The sequence below is a fragment of the Halomonas sp. 3A7M genome, from assembly GCF_014897875.1.
In the GTDB taxonomy this organism is placed as follows: domain Bacteria; phylum Pseudomonadota; class Gammaproteobacteria; order Pseudomonadales; family Halomonadaceae; genus Vreelandella.
In genome coordinates this window covers 39,773-65,368 of the sequence record NZ_JABUZD010000050.1, presented here as the reverse complement: position 1 = coordinate 65,368, position 25,596 = coordinate 39,773, and the positions used below count along the sequence as shown (strand labels likewise).

22 protein-coding genes and 1 pseudogene are annotated in these 25,596 nt (G+C 52.3%); 10 read left to right on the top strand and 13 right to left on the bottom strand.

Going from position 1 to position 25,596, the window contains the following annotated elements:
• Positions 1-37 precede the first annotated feature (37 nt).
• The 4 genes from INT19_RS04005 to INT19_RS03990 all read left to right on the top strand — a co-directional run bounded on the left by INT19_RS04005 (position 38) and on the right by INT19_RS03990 (position 5,758).
• Positions 38-1,918 carry an extracellular solute-binding protein gene (locus INT19_RS04005; RefSeq protein ID WP_193059804.1) on the top strand — a complete coding sequence of 627 codons (1,881 nt, stop codon included), beginning with the start codon at positions 38-40 and terminating at the stop codon, positions 1,916-1,918.
• Positions 1,919-2,017: 99 nt separating this feature from the next.
• On the top strand, positions 2,018-3,091 hold the full coding sequence (locus INT19_RS04000) for a microcin C ABC transporter permease YejB (RefSeq protein WP_193059803.1): 1,074 nt from the start codon (positions 2,018-2,020) through the stop codon (positions 3,089-3,091).
• A gap of 2 nt (positions 3,092-3,093) precedes the next feature.
• A complete protein-coding gene (locus INT19_RS03995; protein WP_193059802.1) occupies positions 3,094-4,167 on the top strand; it encodes an ABC transporter permease in 1,074 nt (357 codons plus the stop codon).
• Positions 4,160-5,758: an ABC transporter ATP-binding protein gene (locus tag INT19_RS03990; protein ID WP_193059801.1), complete on the top strand. Its 1,599-nt coding sequence runs from the start codon at positions 4,160-4,162 to the stop codon at positions 5,756-5,758. The genes INT19_RS03995 and INT19_RS03990 overlap by 8 nt, the downstream gene beginning before the upstream one ends.
• Positions 5,759-5,931: 173 nt before the next feature.
• Here INT19_RS03990 and INT19_RS03985 read toward each other — a convergent pair whose 3' ends face one another.
• Both INT19_RS03985 and INT19_RS03980 read right to left on the bottom strand, forming a co-directional pair.
• The gene (locus INT19_RS03985; protein WP_089038295.1) at positions 5,932-6,636 is read right to left on the bottom strand and encodes a pseudouridine synthase; all 705 of its coding nucleotides are present in this window, start codon (positions 6,634-6,636) and stop codon (positions 5,932-5,934) included.
• On the bottom strand, positions 6,636-7,451 hold the full coding sequence (locus tag INT19_RS03980; protein ID WP_193059800.1) for an amidohydrolase: 816 nt from the start codon (positions 7,449-7,451) through the stop codon (positions 6,636-6,638). Before INT19_RS03980 ends, INT19_RS03985 begins: the two co-directional genes overlap by 1 nt.
• A gap of 72 nt (positions 7,452-7,523) precedes the next feature.
• Between INT19_RS03980 and rarD the strand changes: the two genes are divergently transcribed.
• A complete protein-coding gene (gene rarD / locus INT19_RS03975) occupies positions 7,524-8,432 on the top strand; it encodes an EamA family transporter RarD (RefSeq protein ID WP_193059799.1) in 909 nt (302 codons plus the stop codon).
• Here rarD and INT19_RS19365 read toward each other — a convergent pair.
• Both INT19_RS19365 and INT19_RS19360 read right to left on the bottom strand, forming a co-directional pair.
• Positions 8,403-8,723, bottom strand: a pseudogene (locus INT19_RS19365) (methyl-accepting chemotaxis protein); the annotation flags it as partial. The gene rarD and the pseudogene INT19_RS19365 sit on opposite strands and share 30 nt — an antisense overlap.
• Positions 8,724-8,780: 57 nt before the next feature.
• Entirely contained in the window at positions 8,781-9,137 is a 357-nt protein-coding gene (locus INT19_RS19360) for a hypothetical protein (protein WP_226912391.1), read from the bottom strand.
• Positions 9,138-9,372: 235 nt separating this feature from the next.
• Between INT19_RS19360 and INT19_RS03965 the strand changes: the two genes are divergently transcribed.
• From INT19_RS03965 to INT19_RS03945, 5 genes are all read left to right on the top strand, one after another.
• Positions 9,373-11,073, top strand: coding sequence for a SulP family inorganic anion transporter (locus INT19_RS03965; RefSeq protein WP_193059798.1), 1,701 nt, complete (start codon positions 9,373-9,375; stop codon positions 11,071-11,073).
• 104 nt (positions 11,074-11,177) lie between these two features.
• Positions 11,178-12,308, top strand: coding sequence for an MlaE family ABC transporter permease (locus INT19_RS03960; RefSeq protein WP_193059797.1), 1,131 nt, complete (start codon positions 11,178-11,180; stop codon positions 12,306-12,308).
• Entirely contained in the window at positions 12,308-13,132 is an 825-nt protein-coding gene (locus INT19_RS03955) for an ABC transporter ATP-binding protein (RefSeq protein WP_193059823.1), read from the top strand. Before INT19_RS03960 ends, INT19_RS03955 begins: the two co-directional genes overlap by 1 nt.
• A 6-nt stretch (positions 13,133-13,138) precedes the next feature.
• A complete protein-coding gene (locus INT19_RS03950) occupies positions 13,139-14,080 on the top strand; it encodes an MlaD family protein (protein WP_193059796.1) in 942 nt (313 codons plus the stop codon).
• Complete coding sequence (locus INT19_RS03945; protein ID WP_193059795.1) at positions 14,077-14,697, top strand: ABC-type transport auxiliary lipoprotein family protein; 621 nt, start codon at positions 14,077-14,079, stop codon at positions 14,695-14,697. Before INT19_RS03950 ends, INT19_RS03945 begins: the two co-directional genes overlap by 4 nt.
• On the opposite strand, the gene INT19_RS03940 is transcribed toward INT19_RS03945, so the two are convergent.
• From INT19_RS03940 to cysS, 9 genes are all read right to left on the bottom strand, one after another.
• Positions 14,671-16,536, bottom strand: coding sequence for a serine/threonine protein kinase (locus INT19_RS03940; RefSeq protein ID WP_193059794.1), 1,866 nt, complete (start codon positions 16,534-16,536; stop codon positions 14,671-14,673). The two genes, INT19_RS03945 and INT19_RS03940, sit on opposite strands and share 27 nt — an antisense overlap.
• Before the next feature lie 63 nt (positions 16,537-16,599).
• Entirely contained in the window at positions 16,600-17,856 is a 1,257-nt protein-coding gene (locus INT19_RS03935) for a 2-oxo acid dehydrogenase subunit E2 (protein WP_193059793.1), read from the bottom strand.
• Positions 17,857-17,873: 17 nt separating this feature from the next.
• Entirely contained in the window at positions 17,874-18,851 is a 978-nt protein-coding gene (locus tag INT19_RS03930; RefSeq protein ID WP_193059792.1) for an alpha-ketoacid dehydrogenase subunit beta, read from the bottom strand.
• A 1-nt stretch (position 18,852) separates the two neighbouring features.
• A complete protein-coding gene (locus tag INT19_RS03925; protein WP_193059791.1) occupies positions 18,853-20,055 on the bottom strand; it encodes a thiamine pyrophosphate-dependent dehydrogenase E1 component subunit alpha in 1,203 nt (400 codons plus the stop codon).
• Positions 20,056-20,218: 163 nt separating this feature from the next.
• Positions 20,219-20,995: an ABC transporter permease gene (locus INT19_RS03920; protein WP_319022025.1), complete on the bottom strand. Its 777-nt coding sequence runs from the start codon at positions 20,993-20,995 to the stop codon at positions 20,219-20,221.
• Entirely contained in the window at positions 20,985-21,950 is a 966-nt protein-coding gene (locus tag INT19_RS03915; RefSeq protein ID WP_193059790.1) for an ABC transporter ATP-binding protein, read from the bottom strand. Before INT19_RS03915 ends, INT19_RS03920 begins: the two co-directional genes overlap by 11 nt.
• Positions 21,947-23,140, bottom strand: a complete 1,194-nt coding sequence (locus INT19_RS03910; protein WP_193059789.1) for an ABC transporter permease — start codon at positions 23,138-23,140, stop codon at positions 21,947-21,949. Before INT19_RS03910 ends, INT19_RS03915 begins: the two co-directional genes overlap by 4 nt.
• Positions 23,141-23,143: 3 nt before the next feature.
• Positions 23,144-24,052, bottom strand: a complete 909-nt coding sequence (gene osmF / locus INT19_RS03905; protein WP_193059788.1) for a glycine betaine ABC transporter substrate-binding protein OsmF — start codon at positions 24,050-24,052, stop codon at positions 23,144-23,146.
• 150 nt (positions 24,053-24,202) lie between these two features.
• Positions 24,203-25,594, bottom strand: coding sequence for a cysteine--tRNA ligase (gene cysS, locus INT19_RS03900; RefSeq protein WP_193059787.1), 1,392 nt, complete (start codon positions 25,592-25,594; stop codon positions 24,203-24,205).
• Between the last annotated feature and the right edge of the window lie 2 nt (positions 25,595-25,596).

Here is a 25,596-nt window from a genome sequence, read left to right as displayed (position 1 = left end):
CCGGTTTCTAAGCCTTCGTTGCTACAGGAAGTTACCAATGCCACGCGGTGTGTTGTTTACCAAAGTACTTTTGTTAACCAGCGGCTTGCTGTTGAGCCTGTCGCTGTTGGCTTCTGAAACCGTCGCCGAAAACAACACCTCTACCCCCGTTGAGACCGTGCACGGGCTATCTCTCTACAATAGCCCAGAGCTACCTCCCGATTTTGCCTACTTCCCCCATGTTAATCCGTCCGCCCCCAAGGGCGGAACGATTACCCATACCGCCGTGGGGGGCAGTTTCGACTCTACCAACCCGTTTATTATTCGCGGCACGCCGGTTACCGGTATTTCTAAAATTTATGACTCGTTGATGGCCAGTAATCCTGGTGAGCCGTTTAGCTTATACGGGCTACTGGCAGAAGGCGTCCGCCTGGATCCGGAACGTCGGTGGATAGAGTTCGATTTGCGCCCAGAGGCTCGCTTCCAGGACGGGGAGCCGGTAACGGCCTATGATGTGGTGTTCTCACTGAACCTGCTGCGTGAACAAGGCAACCCCTTCTACAGTAGCTATTACGCCGGTGTCGAACACGTTATCGCCTTAAACGATCATCAAGTGCGCTTTGAATTTAATGACACTGAATCACGCGAGCTGCCACTGATTGTGGCCCAGCTGCCTATTTTACCTCGTCACTACTGGGAACCCCGCGACTTCAGCTCTCCGACTCTGGATGCACACCCTGGGTCAGGTCCCTATCGCATTAGCGAGGTAGACCCTGGACGGCGAATTGTCTATCAGCGAGATGACAACTATTGGGGTAAGAATTTGCCCGTCAATGTGGGTCGCTACAACATCGACCGTGTTGTTTATGAGTACTACCGCGACCGTGATATTGCCTGGGAAGCCTTCAAAGCAGGCCTTACCGACTTCAGGACTGATGCACGCGCTGCTACTTGGGCCATTGGCTATGATAATTTTCCAGCCTACCGAGACGGCTTAATTAAGCGGATTACCGTGCCCGATGTTAACCCCTCCATGATGCAGGCGTTTGTCTTCAACTTACGCGAAGAGAAGTTTCAGGACCCAAAGGTTCGAGAAGCACTGAGCCTTACGTTTGATTTCCCCTGGCTCAACACCAATATTTTCTATGGCACCTATCGGCGCACGGAAAGTTTTTTTCAAAATTCTGAAATGGAAGCTACTGGAACGCCATCAAAAGAAGAACTTGCGCTACTCGAACCTTTTCGTGAAGTGTTGATGGACTCCCATCATTCAGAACGACTGTTCACCGACCCGCTGCCCATTGAACACCCTACAGAGCTGCGTGAACGCCTGCGGCTTGCGCTTGACCTGCTGCGCGACGCTGGCTACCGCGTAGAAGATGGTGTGTTGGTGCACGGTGAAACAGGCCGACCGCTTACCCTGGAAGTACTGCTCTACGACTCTGGCCTGGAGCGTGTTGTGCAACCCATGCTACGCAATATGGCACGCCTTGGGGTTCAAACGTCGCTACGCATTGTCGATATCAATCAATACCTTAACCGAGTTCGCAGCTACGATTACGACATGGTCATCAGCCATTTCCCCCAGTCTAACAATCCTGGCAATGAACAACGCGATTTTTGGACCAGTGCTGCTGCAGAGGCACCACAAAGTCGTAATCGCATGGCCCTTGCCCACCCTGCTGTCGATGCGCTGGTGGAGCAGCTGATTCGTGCTGATGACCGGGAAACGCTAGATACCATTACACAAGCGCTTGATCGCGTGCTGCGCTGGGGCTTTTATGTCATTCCGCACTATCATTCAGGCGAAACGCGGATTGCTGTGTGGGATAAATTTGGCTACCCAGAACCGTTTCCAGCTTATGCCATGGATTTAGACGCTTGGTGGGTAAACACCGATCGAGAAGCAGAACTACAACGCCGTCATCGACGCCGCTGATTCAGCCAACATAGATTTATCAAACATAGATTCATTCAACATAGTTATAACAGCTTACCGGCAATAACTTTTGGCCCCCAATTACTCATGGAGCGCGCTGTGGCACGTTATACCTTACGCCGACTGCTACTGATGATCCCGACCCTGTTCGGCATCATGCTGCTTAACTTCATGATTGTTCAGGCTGCCCCTGGGGGACCCATTGATCAAATGTTGGCCCGCTTTGAGGGGGCCGACGCCATGGCAAGCACACGCCTGGATATGGGGGGCGCTGATGTACAAGTTAATGATGACTCTAGGGGCGCGCGTGGAATCGATCCACGCTTTATCGAGCAATTAGAGCAGCAATTTGGCTTTGACAAACCCGCTCATGAACGGTTTATCGGCATGATGGTGGACTATCTCACCTTCGATTTCGGCACCAGTTTTTTTCGTGATCGACCGGTGATTGAACTGATGATCGAGCGCCTGCCCGTGTCTATTTCGTTAGGCTTATGGACAACGCTGCTGGTCTATCTCATTTCTATTCCTTTAGGCATCAGCAAAGCGCTACGACACGGCTCTCACTTTGATGTCTGGACCTCAGGCCTAGTGATCGTAGGCTATGCCATCCCTGGCTTTTTGTTCGCCATTCTTCTTATTGTCGTGTTTGCTGGTGGCACTTACCTGGATTGGTTTCCTCTACGCGGCTTAACATCACCCGATTTCTCCGAGCTATCCACATGGGGCAAGATTAAAGACTACTTCTGGCATATCACCCTACCGGTACTGGCTGCCGCGATTGGCAGTTTTGCCACGCTCACCATGCTGACTAAAAACAGCTTTTTGGATGAAATTCATAAGCAGTACGTACTGACAGCCCGGGCCAAAGGTGCCGACGAGCAGCGTATTTTGTATGGCCATGTTTTCCGTAACGCCATGCTGATCATCATTGCTGGGTTGCCCTCTGCAATGATTGGCATTTTCTTTACCGGCGCACTGCTCATCGAGGTGATTTTCTCTTTGGATGGCCTCGGCTTATTAGGCTTTGAGGCAGTAATGCAGCGAGACTACCCCGTCATTTTCGGAACGCTATTCCTGTATACGGTAATCGGGCTGCTGCTAAAGCTAGTATCCGACTTGACCTATGTGTGGGTAGACCCACGCATTGATTTTGCGTCGAGGGAGTCATAAACATGACATTTATCAGCTCGCGTCTTTCGCCGATTACGCTGCGTCGCCTAGCAGCATTTAAAGCCAATCGCCGCGCCCGAGTATCGCTGTGGCTATTTGGCGTTCTGTTTATTGTCAGCCTATTTGCTGAACTCATCGCCAACGACAAGCCTCTCGTAATGAAATATGACGGGCAGTGGTATGTACCGCTACTGGTCGATTATCCAGAAACCGAATTCGGTGGTTTCTTACCCACCCGTACCGACTACTTAGACCCCTTTGTCCAACAGCAAATTAGCGACCACGGTTGGGCGCTATGGCCGATTATTCCCTACTCCTATCAAACCCTCGATATGCTGATGACACGACCTTCGCCTGCACCGCCAGATAGGCGCCATTGGCTGGGTACCGATGATCAAGGGCGTGATGTATTAGCGCGAGTCATTTACGGGTTTCGACTATCGGTTGCCTTTGCTCTGGCGCTCACCGCAGGCTCCTTGGTCCTAGGAGTGGTGGCGGGCGGTGTGCAGGGTTATTTTGGCGGCAAAGTAGACCTCATCGGACAGCGCATCACAGAAATCTGGTCTGGGTTACCGGTGCTATTTCTGCTGATTATATTGGCTAGCTTTGTGCAGCCCGGTTTCTGGTGGCTACTTGGCATCATGCTGTTGTTTTCGTGGCTGGGACTGGTTGATATCGTACGCGCCGAGTTTTTGCGTGCACGCAATCTCGAGTACGTGCGTGCAGCGAAGGCCATGGGGCTCCCTTCTCGGCTGATTATGTGGCGCCACGTGTTACCTAACGCGATGGTAGCCACCCTGACGTTTATCCCCTTCCTGTTCACTGGTGCCATTGGCACGCTCACCGCGCTGGACTTTTTAGGCTTTGGTCTGCCACCTGGCGCGCCTTCACTTGGTGAACTAGCGGCACAAGGCAAAAATAACCTGCATGCTCCATGGCTTGGCATCACCGCGTTTATGACGCTTGCCATTATGCTCTCACTACTGGTGTTTATTGGTGAAGGACTTCGCGATGCCTTCGACCCACGACATGTGAAGCAGCATCAGTCACCGGCCCAGGAAACCAAGCATGCCTAGTCACGCAAACAATGCCCAACCACTACTGCGCTTAAGCGAGTTTTGTGTTTCCTTCGATGGCAACGTCGTTGTCGATTCCCTCTCTCTCACTGTCAATGCGGGCGAAACGCTCGCTATCGTGGGGGAATCTGGCTCAGGCAAGTCGGTCTCTGCCCTGGGCGCGATTAATTTACTGCCTGACAACGCTAAGGTAAGTGGTCAGCGCTGGTTAGAAGAGACCGACCTTAATCAACTAGGCAAACGTGATTGGAATGGTATACGCGGTAATCAGGTGGGATTTATTTTCCAAGAGCCGATGACGTCGCTCAACCCGCTTCACCGCATTGGCAAGCAAATAGGCGAAACCCTTCGTTTACACCAGGGCCTCAGCGGTCAGGCTGCACGTACACGGGCCAAGGCACTGTTAGAACAAGTCAAACTACCGCGTCCTGATGAACTGCTTGATGCCTGGCCACATCAACTTTCTGGCGGCCAGCGCCAGCGGGTAATGATCGCCATGGCCATTGCCAATAATCCGGCACTGCTGATTGCGGATGAGCCAACGACAGCGCTCGATGTGACCGTTCAGCAAGAGATTTTAGCCCTGCTGAAAGAACTTCGCGATCATCACGGCATGGGCGTGCTATTTATCAGTCACGACTTAAACTTGGTACGCCGCCATGCAGACCGGATATGTGTCATGTATCAAGGGAAAATTCAGGAAACCGGTAGCGTTGCCGATGTATTTATTAATCCCCAAAGCGACTACACCAAAGCCCTCATTGCCGCCGAACCAGAAGGCCGGCCTGCTGAACCTGCCGATACCACGCCGCTTTTGACCACACGCCAGCTTAGCGTGAGTTTCAAGCGCCCGAGGACAGGACTTTTTCAGCGCCAGCCACCCGCTTTTGAGGCCCTGAAAGCCACCGACCTAACCATCGCTCCTGGCGAAACGCTGGGCATTGTTGGCGAATCAGGCTCTGGAAAAACGACGCTGGCGTCAGCGGTTATGCGATTAGTCGCTAGCCAAGGTGAGGTGATACTGGGCAATGCCACGTTGAGTCAGCTCTCTGGCGACACGCTTCGACGCCAGCGCCACCGGCTACAAATGGTTTTTCAAGATCCTTACGGAGCGCTTTCTCCGCGCATGCCGGTATTTGATATTGTCAGTGAAGGCCTGCAGTTTCATTACCCTAACTTGACCAATGCAGAAGTCACCGAACGCGTGCATCGTACGCTGCGAGAAGTGGGTCTGCCGGAAAGCTGTGCTGCCCGTTACCCTCATGAGTTTTCGGGGGGACAGCGCCAGCGCATAGCGGTGGCACGGGCAATTATCCTAGAACCTGAGCTACTGGTACTGGACGAACCAACCTCAGCGTTAGATCGAACAGTACAAAAACAGCTGGTCACGCTGCTGCGCGAACTTCAGGCACGCCGCCAACTAAGCTACCTGTTTATCAGCCATGATCTTGCCGTGGTGCGCGCTATGGCCCACCGCATTATGGTGCTAAAAGATGGCAACGTAGTAGAACAAGGGGATTGCCTTGAAGTGCTCGCCGCCCCGCAGCATCCCTATACCAAAGCATTGATAGAAGCTGCCCACTTGCACTAGCTACCTGGTTAACATGAACGTTCGTCTCGGCACTTTCCAAGCTGGCCACGCATGAACGCAGAAGCAAGATAACGGTATAAAAACTCATTGCTCATAATAAAAACGCCCCGGCCTTTGGCACGGGTATGTGCTGACCGGGGCGTTTTATCCACTAGCAGTGACGCTAAGTGTGTTTAGAAGCTGGCAATTTCTTCAGGCGTTAGCTCCCGCCATTCACCAGGTGCTAGGTCATCTGGCAAGACCACATCGCCAATCGAACGGCGATGAAGCGCATTGACGTGATTGCCTAGGGCTGCAAACATGCGCTTCACTTGATGATAGCGCCCTTCAGTAATGGTCAATTCCGCTTGCTGAGGAGTAATAAACCTCAGCACGGCAGGTTGCGTTGGCGTTTCTTCACCATCCAGTAGAAGTCCTTCCTCTACTTGGTTAATGGCCCACTCAGCGGCGCTACCTTCCATAGGCTCCGCCAACTCTGCAATGTATACCTTGGCACAGCGATGGCGCGGCGAGGTGACACGATGGGACCATTGGCCATCATCAGTGAGCAATAACAAGCCGGTGGTATCTACATCCAACCGCCCTACCGGCTGCAGTCGCTCTACTTTGGGTAGATCAATGAGGTCAATCACCCTTGGGTAAAGCCCACGGCGGGCAGTGCACTCTACTTCCAGCGGCTTATGCATCATCAGGTAACGCAACCCAACCAGCGCTAGCGTCTCACCATTGAACTTTACTTCGTCGTTCTGGGTGTCAATTTGGGTCGCCGACTGCTTGATGGGCTCGCCATTCAGGGTCACCTCGCCATTTTTTAACGCACGCTTTGCTAGGCTGCGCGTCAACGGGGTTGTTTCACTCAAAAAGCGATCAAGGCGCATTATTGACCCACTCCTGGCAGAAGCGAAAAGCGGTCGGCATCTTGCCAGGCAGGAAATTTTTCTCGAAAAGCATCTAGGTCCGTTTTATTTAGCGTCCCCGTTTCAATAAACGGAGAGTTTGCAGGGTGGTCGATCAGCGGTTCCCCTTTGAAATCGACCAGCATGGAATCGCCGCTATAGGCGAGTCCTTTGGCATCTTCACCGACGCGGTTGACACCCACTACGTAAACTAGGTTTTCAACTGCACGCGCTTGTAAAAGAGTGCGCCATGGGTGACGCCGGGGTGCAGGCCAGTTCGCCACACACAGCGCGGCATCATACTCGAAATGTTCGCCCTCTGCTGGCTGCTGGCGCATCCAAACGGGAAACCTCAGGTCATAGCATACGCTCAATAGCAGCCTGAAACCTTTCAGTTCAACGATCTTCCGGCCATTGCCCATACCATAGCGTTCATGCTCTCCGGCCATACGAAATAAATGGCGTTTATCGTAGTACTGCAAGTCACCGCTGGGGGTAGCCCATACCATACGGTTGAAGTATTGCCCTTCATCGACAATTGCCACGCTGCCGGTCATTACACAGCCTCTCGCCTTGGCCTGCGCCTGTAACCAGGCAACGCTCTGGCTCGCGTTCATGGGCTGGGCCATTTCCCGTGAATTCATGGTGAAACCCGTAGCAAACATCTCTGGCAACACAATTAAATCGGTATCGCGGCTATCTAATTCGCCTAATAGCCGCTCAAGATGCGCATGGTTGGCCTGAGGATCTTCCCAGCGCAAATCGCACTGCACTAAGCTCGTTTTCAGTTGACTCATGCCATGTCTCCTTTGCATCAGTGTGTTCGTCAATTATGTGCTAGATTAGCATTTTTAATTAGTGAGGCTGCTATGTTTCCACCCGCACCAAGGGACCCTGAAGCGGTCAAGGGCGTTATGTTTGGCTTAACGGCCTACATTATGTGGGGCTGCTTCCCACTATTTTTCGCTCTGTTTGATGGCATTCCCGCATTTGAGATCCTGATACATCGGATTTTGTGGTCGTGCCTTTTCCTGGTCGGGCTAATCAGCATACTGCGCCGATGGACGCCAGTGGTTAGCGCACTTGTTGAGCCTAAGCGCTTGGGGCGCGTACTCGCTTGCGCATTACTGATTGCCTTTAATTGGGGCCTCTATATCTATGCTGTTGAAAGCAAGCAGGTATTACAAGCCAGTTTAGGCTACTTTCTAACGCCGCTGGTAAACATTGCCTTGGGCGTACTGGTGCTACGCGAAGTAATGGCTCGCCTCCAGCTGGTTGCTCTTGGTTTGGCAAGTTTAGCGATTGCAATCCAGTTTGTGATGCTGGGTGAACTGCCCTGGATCAGCCTGTTGCTAGCACTCAGCTTTGGTAGCTACGGATTATTCCGCAAGCAAGTGCCTCTTGATGGGCTTTCAGGCCTGTTTGTAGAGACGCTGTTGCTATTCCCACTAGCACTAATAGCGCTCACTTGGCTCAGTTGGCAGGGGGAGTCTCACTTTATTCTTAATGTGCCGATGAGCACCCTGCTAATAATTAGCGGTGTGTTAACTGCCCTGCCCTTGATGGCCTTTGCTGGGGCTGCACGACGCTTACGGCTGGCAACGCTAGGGTTTCTGATGTATATCAATCCCAGCATTCAGTTTTTGATTGCAATCATCATCTTTGGCGAGCCTCTAGGGCTCATCCAGTTAGCGACCTTTGTGATGATCTGGGCGAGCTTAGCGCTATATTCCTGGTCCTCTTGGCAATCACGCCCGCGCCAGCAGGTGGCTTCCTGAGGCTAATTCTTCCACTGGTTTTTCAATCACCACTGCACTGGTGTCATTTGCCTTTTCAGGCTGGTAGCCCACGCGAAAGCCTCCCCAGTGCTTACCATTAATGTAAATGGGAACCGAAAGATCGTGCATGATTTCGCCAGTGTCACGCTTATAGGTTTGTAGCAGCAACGGTTTCTCATGGGCGCCGCAACGACTGCCCGTCGGATCATCAAAAATGCGTTTGCTGCGGCAATACTTGAGATCGTGATCGTAATCACCGGTGGGCTCGCGGCTAACGGCTGCGTTATGGGTAAGCAGCGACATGGCTAGCACTGGCACTCACTTGCATGATGGCGGCATTAATAGCGTTCATACTCGATGACGCGTCACTCGCCATGGTTTCCTGTTAGTAAGGCGTTGCGCCGTAAGATCAGTGTAATGAGAAACTTCTGCCGAGGCGATTGCAGTGCTACTTGCTCGGTTCATCAACCGATAGGCCATCGCGCGAAGCGCACCATAGTCGCGAATGGGCTTGAAACCGTGAATGGGTTTCGTCAAACGCACTTGATCAGCTGAGTAAACCAACATCATCGTTACGAGCATTAAACCTGCACCAGCCCCCGTTGCCAACAGTAGCGCGACATAGGGAAAAGCACCAGATTCAGTCATCATCCAAACAGAAACACCTAGCACTGCCAAGGGCACTAATAGCCAAAGTAGTCGCATGTGGGGTACTCTTCTTTATTTGACGTTATTGAGCAGTCAATCAATAAAAATAAAGAAGGAGCGATTAGCCACTTTGCAGTCAGCTTAACGGGTTATGCTAATGAATGAAGTAGCACTTTCGGGTCAGAACATGCTTTTGTTTGAAAGCAAAGGCCATCACTGCCCACACAACACGTTAAACTGACGGACTCACCAGTGGTTGGGGTTTAAAAAACAAAGCTGACGCCAGGAGCTTATGTTCAAGCGCTATTTTCCTATTCTTACATGGCTACCCCACTACCATAAGCGCCTGTTAGGTGCCGATGTATTAGCGGGACTCATCGTAACCGTAATGGTGATTCCGCAGTCATTAGCCTATGCCCTACTTGCTGGCTTGCCTGCGGTAGTGGGCCTATATGCCAGTATTTTGCCGCAACTTCTATATACCTTTTTAGGCACAAGCCGCACCCTTGCCGTAGGGCCGGTGGCCATCATTGCATTAATGACGGGCGCTGCACTCTCCTCTGTAACAACGCCCGGCAGCCCCGACTATTTACAAGCTGCGCTGGTACTTTCATTACTTTCTGGCGGTATATTGGTCGCGATGGGTGCCCTTAAAATGGGCTTTTTTAGCAATTTTTTAAGTCATCCGGTTATCTCGGGCTTTTTAACCGCATCGGGAATTCTGATTGCCGTTAGTCAACTGGGAAGCCTATTGGGTATCTCCAGCAGTGGCTTTACGCTGGTAGAGCGTGTGATAACCCTCTTACCTAATCTCCCCACCTTTAACCCCTATACGCTTGTAATCGGTGCTGGAACACTGTTTTTTCTCGTTATGATGCGGCGTTTTGGTAAGCAGAGCCTTAGTGCTATTGGTTTGCCTAGAGCGCTCGCCGAGTTAATCACCAAGGCGGGTCCTGTCTTTGCGGTGATTATTACCACGCTGGCTGCTTGGCATTGGCAGTTGGCCGACCAAGGCGTTGCCATTGTCGGCGCTATTCCCAGTGGGCTACCTGCGCTAAGTTTTCCCTGGGGAGATACGTCACTATGGCGCGCCCTGTTCATCCCTGCGCTACTGATTAGTTTGGTGGGGTTTGTCGAGTCTGTTTCCATGGGACAAATGTTGGCAGCAAAACGGCGCCAACGTATCTCCCCTAACCAGGAACTGATTGGCTTAGGCGCCGCTAATCTAGCCGCAGGGTTTACCAGCGGCATGCCGGTCACCGGTGGCCTTTCGCGCACGGTCATCAACTATGATGCTGGGGCACAAACACCCGCAGCCGGAGCCTTTGCAGCACTGGGAATAGCGTTGATAACGATGGCGTTTACTGGCTGGCTCTACTACCTGCCGATTGCTACGTTGGCCGCGACAATTACCGTGTCTATTTTAACCCTGGTCGATATCCCCATGTTGCGCCAAACGTGGCGCTATTCTCGCAGTGACTTCGCCGCGATGGCCGTCACCATCCTGGTAACCCTAGTTGAAGGTATCGAAGCAGGCATTATCGGCGGTGTTAGTCTTTCTATCGCGTTATTCTTGTATCGCACCAGCCGCCCCCATAGCGCATTGGTTGGCCGGGTGCCGGACACCGAGCACTTTCGAAATACCGAACGCCACGATGTTGAAACCGTCAGTAATGTGGCGTTACTGCGAATCGACGAAAGTCTCTATTTTGCGAACGCCCGCTACCTTGAAGATACCGTTTATAATTTAGTTGCCAGCTATCCTGAGCTGGAGCACGTCGTTCTTATCTGTTCAGCCGTTAATTTAATTGATGCATCAGCACTCGAGAGCCTGGATGCGATCAATGCGCGCTTAAAAGACTCCGATGTAAAACTTCACCTGTCCGAGGTGAAGGGTCCCGTTATGGACCAGCTCAAAAAGAGTGATTTTTTAGAGGCCCTGACCGGGCGCGTTTTTCTTAGCACTTACGCCGCTTGGCGTGAACTTTCATAAGCATGTTTTCTTAAGCTTACAAAGCACCTTTAACTAACGCTCGTTTGAATGCATCATAGACTTCTAAACAAGTGCATCGATACCAAGAGCGCCAAGGAGTGGGGATGCCAAGCGAGTGGATAGCGTGTGATGATCAAACAGTCACCCTTAAAGGCGAGTGGACGCTTGCCAATTATCGCCTTATCAAAGCGGCGCTTCAGCACAGTGAAACTCACACTGAGCTTGGCAAGCCAACGGATGCGACGGTTTCACTAGACGCAATAACTCGCCTTGATACCGCCGGTGCCATACTCATTGTGGAGCTGATTGGCGTTCAGAAAGCACAGACGGTAGCGGATTGGGCAGCAGAACTGCCGAAAGAGCAGCAGGCGTTGCTGGTGCGTATTGCCGAAGCCATGGAAGCACCACTGGACGTTGATCCTCCTTCCTATTCGCGCATTAGCCAAGCGCTTGCCAGCGTGGGTCAACACATGGTGGGGCTTTGGTCCCAGCAGCGCCAGCTGTTGGCCTTTATTGGTCTCGTCGTGGCCACCCTCTTCCAACTGATATTGCGGCCACACCACTGGCGCTTAACGGCCACCGTGGCCCATATCCAGCAGAGCGGCCTTAATGCTGTCCCCATCGTCGCGCTACTCACCTTTATGGTGGGCGCCGTCGTGGCTTTCCTTGGCGCTACCGTTTTGCAGGATTTTGGCGCCACGATTTATACCATCGATCTTGTGGCGTTCTCATTCTTGCGAGAGTTCGGCGTTCTGCTTGCTGCGATCCTACTCGCCGGACGAACCGCCAGTGCCTTTACCGCCCAAATTGGCGCCATGAAATCCAATGAAGAGATAGATGCCCTGCAGGCTCAGGGGCTTGATCCTATCGAGCTTTTGGTGCTCCCACGGGTAATGGCGATGTTAATTAGCCTGCCCATGCTCGCCTTTGTAGGTATGCTCAGCGGCTTAGCGGGCGGCGCCATGGTCACCTCTCTGTCACTGGATATTTCACTTACCCAGTTTATGGCCACGCTGCAAAAAGACGTATCGGTAACACACTTTTTGGTAGGACTAAGCAAAGCCCCGGTGTTTGCCTTCGTGATCGCCGTAATCGGCTGCCTGGAAGGCTTTAAGGTCAGCGGTAGCGCGCAGTCGGTGGGAGAACACACCACTTCAAGTGTCGTTCAATCGATTTTTATGGTGATTCTAATTGATGCCGTCGCCGCGCTATTCTTTATGGAGATGGGCTGGTGATCAATTCAGATAAACCGACAGAGCAAAATGACTTACCGGTTATTAAGGTTCGAGGCTTGGTGAACCGCTTTGGCACTCATGTGGTTCACGAAAATTTAGATCTGACCCTTGAACGCGGGGAAATCCTCGGCGTTGTAGGCGGTTCTGGTACCGGCAAATCAGTGCTGTTACGCAGCATCGTCGGTTTGAAACGACCCAATGACGGCACGGTTGAAGTCCTCGGCACAACGCTTAACGAGCTTAACGAGGCACAGCGCAGTCAAATAGAGCGACGCTTTGGCGTGCTGTTTCAGCGCGGTGCACTGTTCAGCTCGTTGAACCTGCAGGAGAATATTGCCCTACCGCTCATTGAGCATGCCAGGCTACCCCGTGAAGACGCCGAGCATCTTGCCAGGGTCAAGCTAGCGTTAGTCGGGCTTCCGCCACAGGCCGCGCTGCAGTTTCCTGAGTCGCTGTCTGGCGGCATGGTCAAGCGCGCTGCCCTTGCCCGTGCCTTAGCGCTTGATCCTGACATCCTGTTTCTTGATGAGCCCACAGCTGGGCTTGACCCTATTGGCGCGGCGGCCTTCGATCAGTTGCTGGTCACCCTTCGCGATGCGCTGGGATTCAGCGTATTTCTGGTTACCCATGACCTGGATACGCTCTACGCTGCCTGCGATCGGGTCGCGGTACTCTCACAGAAACGTGTGCTGGTGGTGGATACCATCGATAAAGTGGCGGATACCGACGATGAATGGATTCAAGACTACTTTCACGGCCCGCGTGGTCGAGCCGCTCAGCGTGCTCATACCGCCTTTTCAAATAACGCAAACGTCCAGGAGTGACTGCACATGGAAACCCGCGCGCATCACGTTTTGATAGGTTTGTTCACACTGGGCACCGCCGCGGCAGCGCTGCTGTTTGCGCTATGGATGAGCTATGCCGCCGGAGAGCGTAACTATCAACCTTACCGGATTCTGTTTGAGCGCAGTGTTAGTGGTTTATCAATTGGCAGTAAGGTGCAGTACAACGGCATTGAAGTTGGCGATGTTACCGAGCTGACACTGAACCCTGACGACCCACGCCAAGTTATTGCCAGTGTGCGAGTCTATGAAGACACCCCCGTCAAAACAGATACCCGAGCAAAGTTAGCCTTTGCCAGCATTACCGGCAGCATGTCGGTTCAGCTGTATGGAGGCACCCCAGAAAGCCCCCGCCTAGTAAACCAAACGGACAGCATGGCACCGTTTATCAACGCAGACCCTTCACCGATCGCCACGCTATTTGATGAAGGCGAAACAATGATTCAAAACATTAACTCTATTCTGATAAACGTTAATGAACTATTTAATGACGGCAATCGTGAACAAGCCGGCACTATTTTGACGAGTATTGCGCAGATCACAGAGATGATCGCCTCGCAACAAACAGCGCTTGATCAAAATATGGCACTGTTCGGCGAAGTGTCACGCCAAGCCACAACGACCCTTGAAAGCATCGATACCCTCAGCCAAGAGGCGACACAGCTATTGCGTCAAGATGGCCAGCAAATGATGCAAAGTGCTGAAAGCGCCAGTCGTGATGTGGCCAGCGCCGCGCAACGAATTGAACAGCTCGTTAACGACAATGCCGGTGCTGTCGACAGTACGCTGCAGGGGGCACAAGACATTGCTCCCGCACTTTCAGCCCTACGTTCTACACTAACTAATCTTGAGCGTATTACTCGCCAGCTTGAAGAGAGTCCCACAGACTTCTTCCTGGGCCGAGATCAGGTAGAGGAGTTTCGTCCATGAGCTTGCGCTTTACGTTTAGCATCGTCACATTAGCGGCGCTTGTATTAAGCGCCGGTTGTTCAATACTGCCCGAAAGTAATCCCGCAACGCTCTATCGGCTGCCATCGTCTGCCACGCAGTCTGAACACACGGCTGCCACCCTCCCCGTAAGACTGGGCATTGCTACCCCAGGGGCAGGCCACTTGCTTAACAGCAACCGTATTGTGGTCTACCCAGAAGGCAATGTAGTCAATGTGTATGAGGGCGTACGCTGGCATGAAGACGCCCCAGAAATGCTTCAAGCGCGCTTAATTTCTGACCTGCAGCAGCGCCAACTATTCACTGGTGTAAGTAGCGACCGACTGCCCCACGATGTGTTGCTACTCAGCGAACTGCGCCATTTCCAAAGTGAGTACGACACTTCCCCACCCAGTATTCACCTTCAATTAGATGTCCAGCTTGTGAATACACAACACCGAAAACCACTAGCTGCGACTAGTTTTGTTATCCGCACCCGCGCGGATAGTCCAGAGATTCCGGACGTCGTCAATGCGTTTGGCGCGGCCAGTGATGCGCTAGCTGAGCAGCTTTCAGCATGGGTCGCGGCGCAATCAAGCAGTCTGAGAACCGCCGATTGACGGCGTCTTTCTTAAAAAATCACGCGGGTCTTTAGGATAAAAATGTTCAGGCTGGCACTCTAAATGGGTAAAAAATCGCGTGTCTTTGTAAGGCATTTTCATAAAGCCGGACACGCCTAACCCCTCGATCTGGCTTACAGACGCCAACATCTGCGCCAGCAAAGCCCGAAACTCGGCTTCCCGGCTAGGGTCCAGTAGCCGATAATAGCTATGGATTTTAAGATGCTTTGGTAGTGACTCAAAGATAATCATGCCGGTGTGATGAATCTCATTCAGCCGTTGCAGTATGTGCATAATGGTGTCAGGCAGGACCAGTAGCTCTTCTGGATCAGGGCCGTCTTCAAAGTAGCTATGCTGGCGAGTGAGGTCTTCCATTTCTGGAACTGCGCTCAGCTCGTAGTCAATCGTGGTGTCAGGATCACAATGAAAAGGCTCTTCCGCACTCGCGCGCTCTAAATGCAGCGTTTGGCGGGCATTAAACAAACAGCTTTTAAACACCCCTTGGCGATGGATGGCTCGCGCCAAGTGCACCATATTGTTAACGGCTTGAATGAACGCTGGCTTTAACGCGGGATCGTGTAGGTTAAGTGAGGAGTCTATATAGACGCCCTCTCGCTCCCAGCGTACTGCTAAACCACCGACAACCGGGTATTTTCCTAAGCGACTCACCGAGGCCAAAAACGCCTTTTCGGTTTCCCCCATGCCCTGCATAAATTGCTTGTAATAGCGGTCTAACTGCACATCATTAACATCATTAAGTGTCTCTTCCGCGTTCGCTTCGCGCAGAAACGCCTTCCGAGAGCTGTAAACGACCGTATCAATCTCTTGGTGCGCCGCACGGCCCCAAACAGGCACTAACGGTGTTTGTGTTGGCGTAGGTAAATCTAACATCACCACTTTGGCCATGCGGGACATCGCCTGTAAATAGTGATCCCCTGCTTTATGGTGTATGTGTGGGTCGGGATCCAGCATGCCGTCCAAGGTGCGGGCAAACTCCAAAGGTAGCCCCAGCGAGCTAGCGGGAATGGCACGATGACCAAAGCGGCAAGATTGCGCAGAAGCTAATGCATATAGCGTGCCTGCGGCCCCTTGCTCATCGAAACGAGGCGATGATAGCGCTCCATTTAGCTGCTCTTCACCAATAAAGTAGACATCGCCCAGTCGGGCGTTGGTTTGCTGCAGGTTGTCGGACATTAATTCCATCACGTTTGCCCCGACAAATTGGAGCTTTTCATCTAACTGGGCAAACACGGACGATCCCCAGTCAATCAATGCGATGGACTCGGTATCTGGATCAAATACCAAATTTGACGGCTTGATGTCGCCATGCACAACGGGACGTGCATTGGGCCCCGTTTCGCGGCGCAGTGCAGAAAGAATATCGGCCAACTGGTTGGCAATGCTCACCACTAATCGTGGAGAGAGACGGCCTTCTTTCAGTGACACCTGTTCCAGGTTCCAACCAGGCGCACGCTCCATCACCAGAATTGACTGGCCTCGGGAGCGTTGGTAAGCCACCAGCTTTGGTATGCGGGGATGGGAAACCTGATCAAGCATAAACGCCTCTTCTTCAAGGCGTTCTTGTAAATGAGTCGGTAGCGTAATACGTGAGAATTTAAACACGTAGTGGGCAGGCACATCTTGGTGTTGCGCGCTGCCCGCAAATACAAAGCCATAGGCACCTTTACCCACCAGCTCAATCCCCGTGTAGCCCAACTGGGCGAGCTGTGCCTGACACAGTGCTACCCAGTCTTTCAGCTTACGGGCATCATGGTGGCTAAGTAGATATACCGACTGCTCTTCCGGTATATAAAACTGCTGGAGCGGTGCCTGAGACATTTCTCATTCCTTGCCAACCAACTTCGGGCTATTTAACCTCTTGCCATGCAATGCCTAGCAACCTTAGCCCAAGTGCAGCAGCATGGTTTCAGGCGCTTCCAAATAGCCTTTCCAAGCATTGCAGAACCTGGCGATGGTACCACCATCAATAAAGCGGTGATCGCCTGCCCAGGTGATGGTCATAATGGCTCGCCGCTGAACTTCTCCTTGCTCGTCGAAGCGCGGTAACCATTGGGTTTTACCAATCGCCACTATCGCCGCTTCCGGCGCATTGATAATCGGCGCGGCATAGGTTCCGCCCAACGCACCAATGTTAGAAATACTAATGGTGCCACCTTTGAGATCAGCCTGATCGACACGCCCTTCGCGGGCCGCAACGGTTAAACGCCCCACTTCACGAGCAATGTCTAGCAGCGTTAAACGCTCAACACCTTTAACATTGGGCACCAGCAAACCGGCTTTGCTATCCACCGCCATGCCGATATTGCACTGTTCGTAGTAGTGCAGTTCGTTGGCTTCCGCGTTTAGTTGGGCATTGATGATCGGCGCCTCAGTAACCGCCAGTGCCATAGCTTTCATGAAAAAGGGCATAAGTGTTAACCGCTCACCAAGCGCCTCTACCCGTGGCTTTAGACGCTCGCGCAGCGCCAGCAGATCGGTCACATCGATCTCTTCGCCATAGTGAAAATGCGGGATGGAGCTGGCTGCCTCAACCATTCTTTTCGCCATCACCGCGCGCACACCGCGAAGCGGTTCGACGCGAGGCAACTGTGTTCCTTGGGTGACTTGCGATGGTGCTTGGCTAGGGGCAGCAGAAGGTTGATTCAGGTGCGCCAGCACGTCTTCTTTTAATACCCGGCCATCTTTACCACTGCCAGCAATGGCAGTTAACTCAAGTTGATGTTCACGAACGAGACGTCGCACGGCTGGGCTAGCAGGTATTTTGCCGCTGCTCGTACTAAGGCTGCAGGTACTGGATGCCACAGCGGCTTGCTCAACTGCCTTGGCTGAGCCACTGTCAGCGTCAGCGACAGGTGATTGAGGCTCGTTAGCCTGTTCCGTCGCGCCGGCTTCTTGCGTGTCATTTTCTGCTTGGTAGGCATAAAGCGGTGCGTGTACTTTGGCAATTTTTCCTTGGGCAACATAAAGTTTGGTGACCACGCCTGCTTCGGGAGCGGTAATTTCCACGAGCGCTTTATCGGTCATCACCTCGACAATCGGCTGATCTTCCTCAATCCGATCACCCTCCGCAACGCGCCACTCCACCACTTCACATTCAACAATGCCTTCGCCGATATCCGGCAGCATGAAATCGCTCATTATTTTTCTCCCTGGCGCTAAAAGTTAACGCTTTCGCGAATCGCTTCAAAAATTTTCAGATGGTCGGGCAAATACTCTTTTTCCAGCACTAGCGGGAAAGGTGTATCTAGCCCCGTTATCCGAGTAATCGGCGATTCAAGATAGAGAAAACAGCGCTCTTGGATCGTCGCGGCGATTTCACCCGCAAAGCCACCTGTTAACGGCGCTTCATGGCTGACGATCAAACGTCCTGTTTTTAGAACAGACTCAACGACAGTATCCGCATCCCATGGCAACAACGTACGCAGATCAATCACTTCACAGGCAATGCCTTGCTCTTCAGCAAGCTCAACGGCTTTGCCGATGACTTCCATTTGCGCGCCCCAGCCCACCAGCGTTATATCAGTCCCCTCTTTAATGACCTCCGCTTCACCAATAGGAAGCTGATAATCTTCTTGGGGCACCTCACCCACCGAGGCACGATAGAGACGCTTGGGTTCTAAAAAAAGCACCGGATCTGGATCGCGAATGGAAGCGAGCAGTAGCCCTTTCGCTTGGTAGGGATTGCGCGGCACAACGACTTTTAAACCGGGCGTATGTGTAAAGTAAGCCTCTGGTGACTGCGAATGATAGAGCCCCCCCGCGATACCACCGCCATAGGGCGTGCGGATGGTTAATCCCCCCACATTGAATAAATCCCCCGAACGGTAGCGGAATTTCGCAGACTCATTAACGATTTGGTCAAAAGCGGGAAAGATGTAGTCGGCAAACTGTATTTCAGCAACGGGCACTGAGCCTTGAGCAGCCAGCCCATTGGCAAAACCAATGATGCCTTGTTCTACCAACGGCGTGTTAAAGCAGCGCGATTTACCATATTTTTCCTGTAAATGGCTGGTAGCACGGAATACGCCGCCAAAAACGCCAACATCTTCACCAAAACAGATAACTTTGTCATCTTCAGCCATGGCGATATCAAGCGCATTGTTGATCGCCTGGAGCATGTTCATTGTGGGCATGTTATGCCTCCCCCTGGGAATCTGTGGACGTATTCACCTCAAGGTCTAGCGACCGCGCTCCACGCGGGTAGGCCTCTGGATAGCGGCGAATATGGCGCTTAAGCTGATCAAATTGACGCTGTAACTCAGGGGTTATGTCGGCATAGACATCAGTAATCAGCGACTCCAGCGGTGGGGGTGAACGCTTTTCTGCCCGTTTCAAGGTATCCAGCACTTCGCGGCGCAACGTTTCCTGCTGACTAGTTTCCTCCTCCTCGCTCCACCAGCCTTTTTTCAGCAGCCATTTCTGCATGCGCAGTATGGGGTCTTTTAACCGCCATGCTTCTTCTTCACTTTTGGCACGATAGCCGGATGGGTCATCCGAAGAGGAGTGAGCAGCAAGACGGTAAGACATGGCTTCAATCAGCACCGGCTTGTTTTGTTCAACGGCAATCTGACGCGCTTGGCGTGTCGCTTCATAAACTGCCAGTGCATCGTTCCCGTCAACGCGTATCACATGCATATGATAGCCAAATGCCCTTGGGGCAATGCCATCCGCTGCAAACTGCTCGGTTGACGGCGTCGAAATGGCATAGCCATTATTGCGGCAGAAAAAAATCACCGGTACTTGATGGACTGACGCCATATTCAGCGCGGCGTGGAAATCACCTTCTGATGCCGCACCCTCACCGAAAAACGTTAAGGTGCAATGCCCATCACCCGCTAATTTCTGACCGTATGCGTAGCCTGTCGCCTGGGGGATTTGCGTTGCAAGCGGAGAAGAAATGGTCATGTAGTGCAGCTTGCGTGATCCATAATGAATCGGCATTTGGCGGCCTTTACCGTAGTCGAGCTCGTTGCCAAACAGCTGATTCATAAACTCGTCAATGGAGAACCCGCGGTACATTAAGGCGCCTTGTTCGCGGTATTGCGCCATGATCATATCGGCATCGTCTAGCGCAGCAGCGGCGCCAACAACGGCGGCTTCTTCACCCGTGCTTTGCATATAGAAACTGAGCCGCCCCTGGCGTTGGGCAGCCATCATGCGCTCATCTAGGATACGGGTGGCCAGCATGGCTTGATAGAGCCGTCTGGCATGATCACGCGGTAGGTCTGGCTCTTTAGCACCTTCGTAAAGCTCGCCCTCTGGGTCGAGCAGGCTGAAGGTAGCCATTGAGAATTCGTCGCCGGTCATAAAGAGCGGCTGATGTACGTAGTTTGTCATGCTTATTATCCTTGTATTACCCCTTTTGAGGGCAGTGTTGTTGGTGTTGACCGTTTTTGCCAGTGGATTTATCTAGCATAGGTCAAGCTTGTCGAGGTTAGTGTCACCTCGATCAACGCAACACAAGGACAGTAACGCAGTCTGCTACTTTTAGGGATACAACTTAAGACGCAGATAGACGAGTGCGCAGCTGTTGTTGCAACGCATCAAATAGACTATCGACGGTCAACGCGAGTAACGCGATCAACAGCGCACCTTGTAAAACATACGCCATATTGCCATTCACGATACCTGCTATGATCGGGTCGCCTAAGTTACTGGCGCCTACCGTTGCCCCTATAGCCGCTGTGGCAATATTAATGGTTACCGATGTTCGGATACCGGCCAGAATTACTGGTGTGGCTAATGGAAGCTCAACGCGAGTTAATACCTGCCAAGGGGTCATCCCCATGGCAAACGCCGCCTGTTTAAGACTCGCATCTACATCCTGCAGCCCGGCAAGCGTGTTTCGCACAATCGGCAATAAGCCATAGAGCATTAGCGCCACGATAATCGGCAATGTTCCAAAACCCAATACAGGAACCGCCAGGGCAAGCACTGCCACAGGAGGAAATGTCTGACCCAGTGAAGCCAACTGCCCGACAAGGGGTAAGAAGTCTCGTCCCCATTGGCGAGTGACTGCGATGCCGGCCAATACGCCTAGACATATCGTAATGACAGCTGCGATTCCAACAACAAACACGTGCCTTGCCAGCAGAGAAGCAAAATCAGCGCGGGCATAAATCACCTGACGGGCGTCGGGCTCCAGCCAACGAAATACAGGCTCTAACGCCGAGATACCCAATACCCCTATCAGCAGCAAGAGTGCCCAACCAATAGGCCATAGCCAGCGCGGGCCGACTGCAATTGATGATTCACCCCGGTTACGATCACGCGTCACGGTGACTTACCCTGTCTAACTGGGCCTCTTTGACCACTTTGCGCAGCGATAACTCACCAATCGGCATATCATGCTGGTCGACAACCGTCAGCCTATCGCAGTGGTCACGCAGCATCATTGAAAGCGCTTGGCGCAGTGAAAACTCCCCCGGAATACGCGACTGGGCAGGCAGTGTCTGCCCAAGCGATGACATGTGATCTTTGACGCGTGTTAAGGCAGCCTGCTTTAAACCACGCTCCAACCCTCCCAATAGCGACTCAACAAACGGTTCGGCGGGGGCTTGAAGCAGCGCTAGCGGTGACCCCTGCTGCACAATACGCCCTTCGCGCATAACGACTAAATGATCTGCCAGTTTGAGCGCTTCATCCATATCGTGAGTCACGAACACCACGGTTTTATGCAGCCGCGCTTGAAGCTTTGCCAGCTCGTCCTGAAGCTTTTCCCGAGTAATCGGGTCTAGCGCTCCAAAAGGCTCATCCATCAGCAAAATATCAGGATCTGCCGCCAATGCGCGCGCAACGCCTACCCGCTGCGCCTGGCCGCCAGAGAGCTGGTGAGGATACTTATGGGCAAACTCTTCCGTGGGAAGGCCTAATAGACGCATTAACTCTTCGACGCGTGCTTTAACATCAGCGGCAGGCCATTTTAGCAAACGCGGTACCAGCCCAATGTTGTGCGCTACCGTCCAATGGGGAAACAGGCCAGTACTCTGGATCGCATAGCCGATACGGCGGCGAAGCTTAACCGGGTCATAGTGGCCTATTGCCTGTCCGTCGATGATAATGTCGCCGCTACTATGCTCAATCAAACGATTTATCATACGTAGCGTCGTTGATTTTCCGCAGCCTGACGACCCTACCAGCGCACAGAACTTTCCTTTCGCGACGTGTAAGGATATGTCGTCTACCGCTGTGTCTTCGCCAAAGTGCTTCGACACATGGGAAAGCTCTATCATTTATGTCCTCCGGGGCGAAGCGCGTCGGCTAACGCCCCCAAACTAGCATCTACAATAAGTGCCAAGACTAAAATAGGCAGCGCGCCAAGCAACACCATGTCCATAGCCGCTTGGCCCAACCCCTGAAAAATGAACGTGCCAAGCCCACCCGCCCCAATCAACGCAGCAACGGCCGTTAATCCAATCGCTTGAACAGCGGTGATTCGCACGCCTTCTAATAGTATTGGCAGCGCCAAAGGAAATCTTACCTGCCAGAAGCGCTGATACGGACGCATACCCATCGCCTTAGCAGCATCTAAGGTTTCAGGGTCGACTTCATCAAGCGCAATATAAGTATTGCGCACCATGGGTAACAGGCTATAGGCAATGAGCGCCATCAATGCGGGGGTGGCGCCGATACCGCTAACCCCCAACTGGGCTAAAACAGGTACGTTAGCAGCTAGCCAAGCAAGCGGAGCCAGCAGTAGACCAAACAGAGCCAAGCTCGGAATCGTTTGCAGGAAGTTCAGCCATGCAAACGCTATTCGTTGTAGACGTTGGTAACGTCGCATTAGCATAGCGAGCACTAAACCAACTACGATACTAACGCTCACCGCTATGCCGACCAGTACCACATGTTGCAGCATGGCACGATAAAATTGCTGGTCGCGCGCTTGAAACTCCTGAACAAGGGCTAAATTTTCAAGCCATAAGGCGGCACAAAGCAGCCACGCTCCCCCCACGCTGCAGAGCAATAGGGTGGTCCATAAGCGCGACAACCCCAAACGTAAACGCACTTCCACTAGGCACAATAAAAGTAAAAAAAGCACGACCCAATAGGCAGCACCAATACCTAAACGCGCTTGCGGCAGAGTGGGATCAATCAGCCAGTGGCCTGCTACCATAAGCCCGAATGGCATCAATAAGAGTGTCAGGGTAATGATACAGAGCTGAGCATAGCTATGAAGACGGCTTGGCTTAATAGCCAAGCCGCCCATAGCGATAAATAGCAAGGAAACAAGCAGCGCACCGGGCCACCCAATCGCATGTACTAAGCCATAAGATGTACCCGCTACAATTCTATTAGGCGCGACGCTAACAAGACCCAGTAGCCAAGAGGCTCCTAACATAGCGGCACTTAAACATATCAGTACTGAGTTTAAATGCCCATATTGACGGGGTGGCAATGGCAAGGCGTCTATCTGCGACATTCATTAGTCATCCAGGCTATCAAGATAGTCGCTTGCGACTTGATCAGGAGAGAAACCATTCACCGCTACATCAGCGTTCAGCGTTTGCAACGTCACAAGGTCAAGCGTTGCAAATACGTCGTTGAGTAGCGTCTCAATTTCAGGGTAGGCATCCAGCACTTCGGCACGCACCACTGGCGACGGCTGATATACCGGCTGAACCCCCTTAATATCTTCTAAAACAACCAGTCCCAGCGCACTTAAACCACCATCGGTGCCATAGGTCATGGCACCATTAACACCGCTTGTTTGTTGGGCAGCGGCTCGCATAGTAGCCGCCGTATTACCACCGGACAGTACAAGCAGTTGATCATCGCCAAGTTCAAAACCATAAGCATCCTGAAATGCAGGCAATGCCTGAGCGGACTCTACAAATTCTGCACTCGCTGCGAATTTAAACTCGCCGCCTTCGTTAACATAGTCGGCAAGGTCATCAAGGGTCGTTAAGCCGTTGGCCGTCGCCACGTCTTCACGAATACTCATGGCCCAGGTGTTATTAGCGCTAGCAGGCTTCAGCCATATTAGCCCCTGCGCCGCATCGCGCTCTTTAACAGTCTGGTAGGCATCCTCTGCACTATTCCAGACAGGGCTGTCAGTCATATCAAAGAAAAAAGCGCCGTTACCGGTATATTCGGGATAAAGGTTGATTTCTCCCGCTTCAAGCGCACTACGCACAACGCTGGTGCCACCTAGCTGTAGGCGATCTTCTGTAGGCACACCGCCACGCTCTAGCGTTTGAATAATCAGCTCACCCAGCACGGACCCTTCTGTGTCGATTTTGGAGGACACGACAACAGGGTCGCTGGCGTAAGCAGTCGAAAAAGTAATGGCTGATAAGCAAGCGACGATGGTCGGTTTTAGAGTAAAGCGCATAGTGGTCATCCTATTATTTAGCGTCTTGAAGGTATCATCTCAGTATAAGAGCCAACGACATTGACGTCAGACGCCATATCAACGGCGCCTGACATTTACAACGTTTCTATTCAATGCCCTCACTGTCATCACGCTCAACATCGATAACGCTTAAGGCGCTTCAATCACCCAGGTTGTTCCCTCACGGGAATCCTTCAGGATAATACCCAAACTCGCTAGTTCATCTCGAATAGCATCTGCCTGAGCAAAATCTTTATTGGCTTTTGCTTCTTTACGCTGTGCTATTTTGGCCTCAATCTCAGTCTCACTCAGCGCTACCTGCTGCTGATTACCTTTCAAAAAAGTCTGAGGATCTTGCTGCAAAAGCCCTAGCACACCCGCTAGACGTGTTAATTCCGATGCTAAACGCTGCGCTTTTTCTGGCGACTCGCTCTTAGCGCGATTGAGATCCCGCGCCAGATCGAATAATACCGCTAACGCCTCAGGCGAATTGAAGTCGTCATCCATCGCCGTGGTGAAACGCTCAGCATAGCCTGCCTCGTCACCGTCACCGCTAGATGACACTTCCACACCCTCTAATGCTGTGTAAAAGCGCGTCAGCGATTTGCGAGCCTCATGGAGAGAGTCTACCGAGTAGTTAATTGGGCTACGGTAGTGGCTAGCCACTAGCAAGAAACGCACGACTTCCGGATCATGCTCTGCCAACACATCGCGGATGGTAAAAAAGTTACCCAACGATTTTGACATCTTTTCCTGGTTAACCCGCACGGCCCCGGCATGCATCCAGGTGTTGACGTAGGTTTTACCAGTCGCCGCCTCTGATTGGGCAATTTCGTTTTCATGATGAGGAAACGTAAGGTCAGGACCACCACCATGAATATCGAAGGTGTCGCCTAAGCAGCACGTCGACATTGCTGAGCACTCAATGTGCCATCCTGGGCGGCCATTGCCCCAAGGAGAGTGCCAGTGTGCTTCGCCCGGTTTAGCGGCTTTCCAAAGCACAAAATCAAGCGGGTCCTCTTTATGAACATCAACCTCAATCCGAGCACCAGAACGCATATCATCAAGTTGACGATTATTTAGCTTGCCGTAATCAGCGAACTTGCGTACCCGGTAATACACATCCCCATTGGCAGCAGCATAAGCAAAGTCTTTCTTAATCAGCGTCTCAATCATGGCAACAATGTCATCGATATGACCTGTCGCCCGAGGCTCATGGCTTGGGGGCAATACACCAAGACGTGCTTCGTCTTCGTGCATTGCCTGAATCATGCGCTCGGTGAGTGTGCTAATCGATTCGTTATTCTCTTCGGCACGCTTGAGAATTTTATCGTCAATGTCGGTGATGTTACGGACATAAGTAACATCATAACCGCGATAACGCAGGTAGCGGGTTATCACATCGAAGGCCACCATGACCCGCGCGTGGCCAAGGTGACAGTAGTCATACACCGTCATGCCGCAGACATACATGCTGACTTTACCCGCCACCAGCGGGGTAAACGGTTCTTTGCGGCGTGTCAGCGTATTATAAATGTGCATAT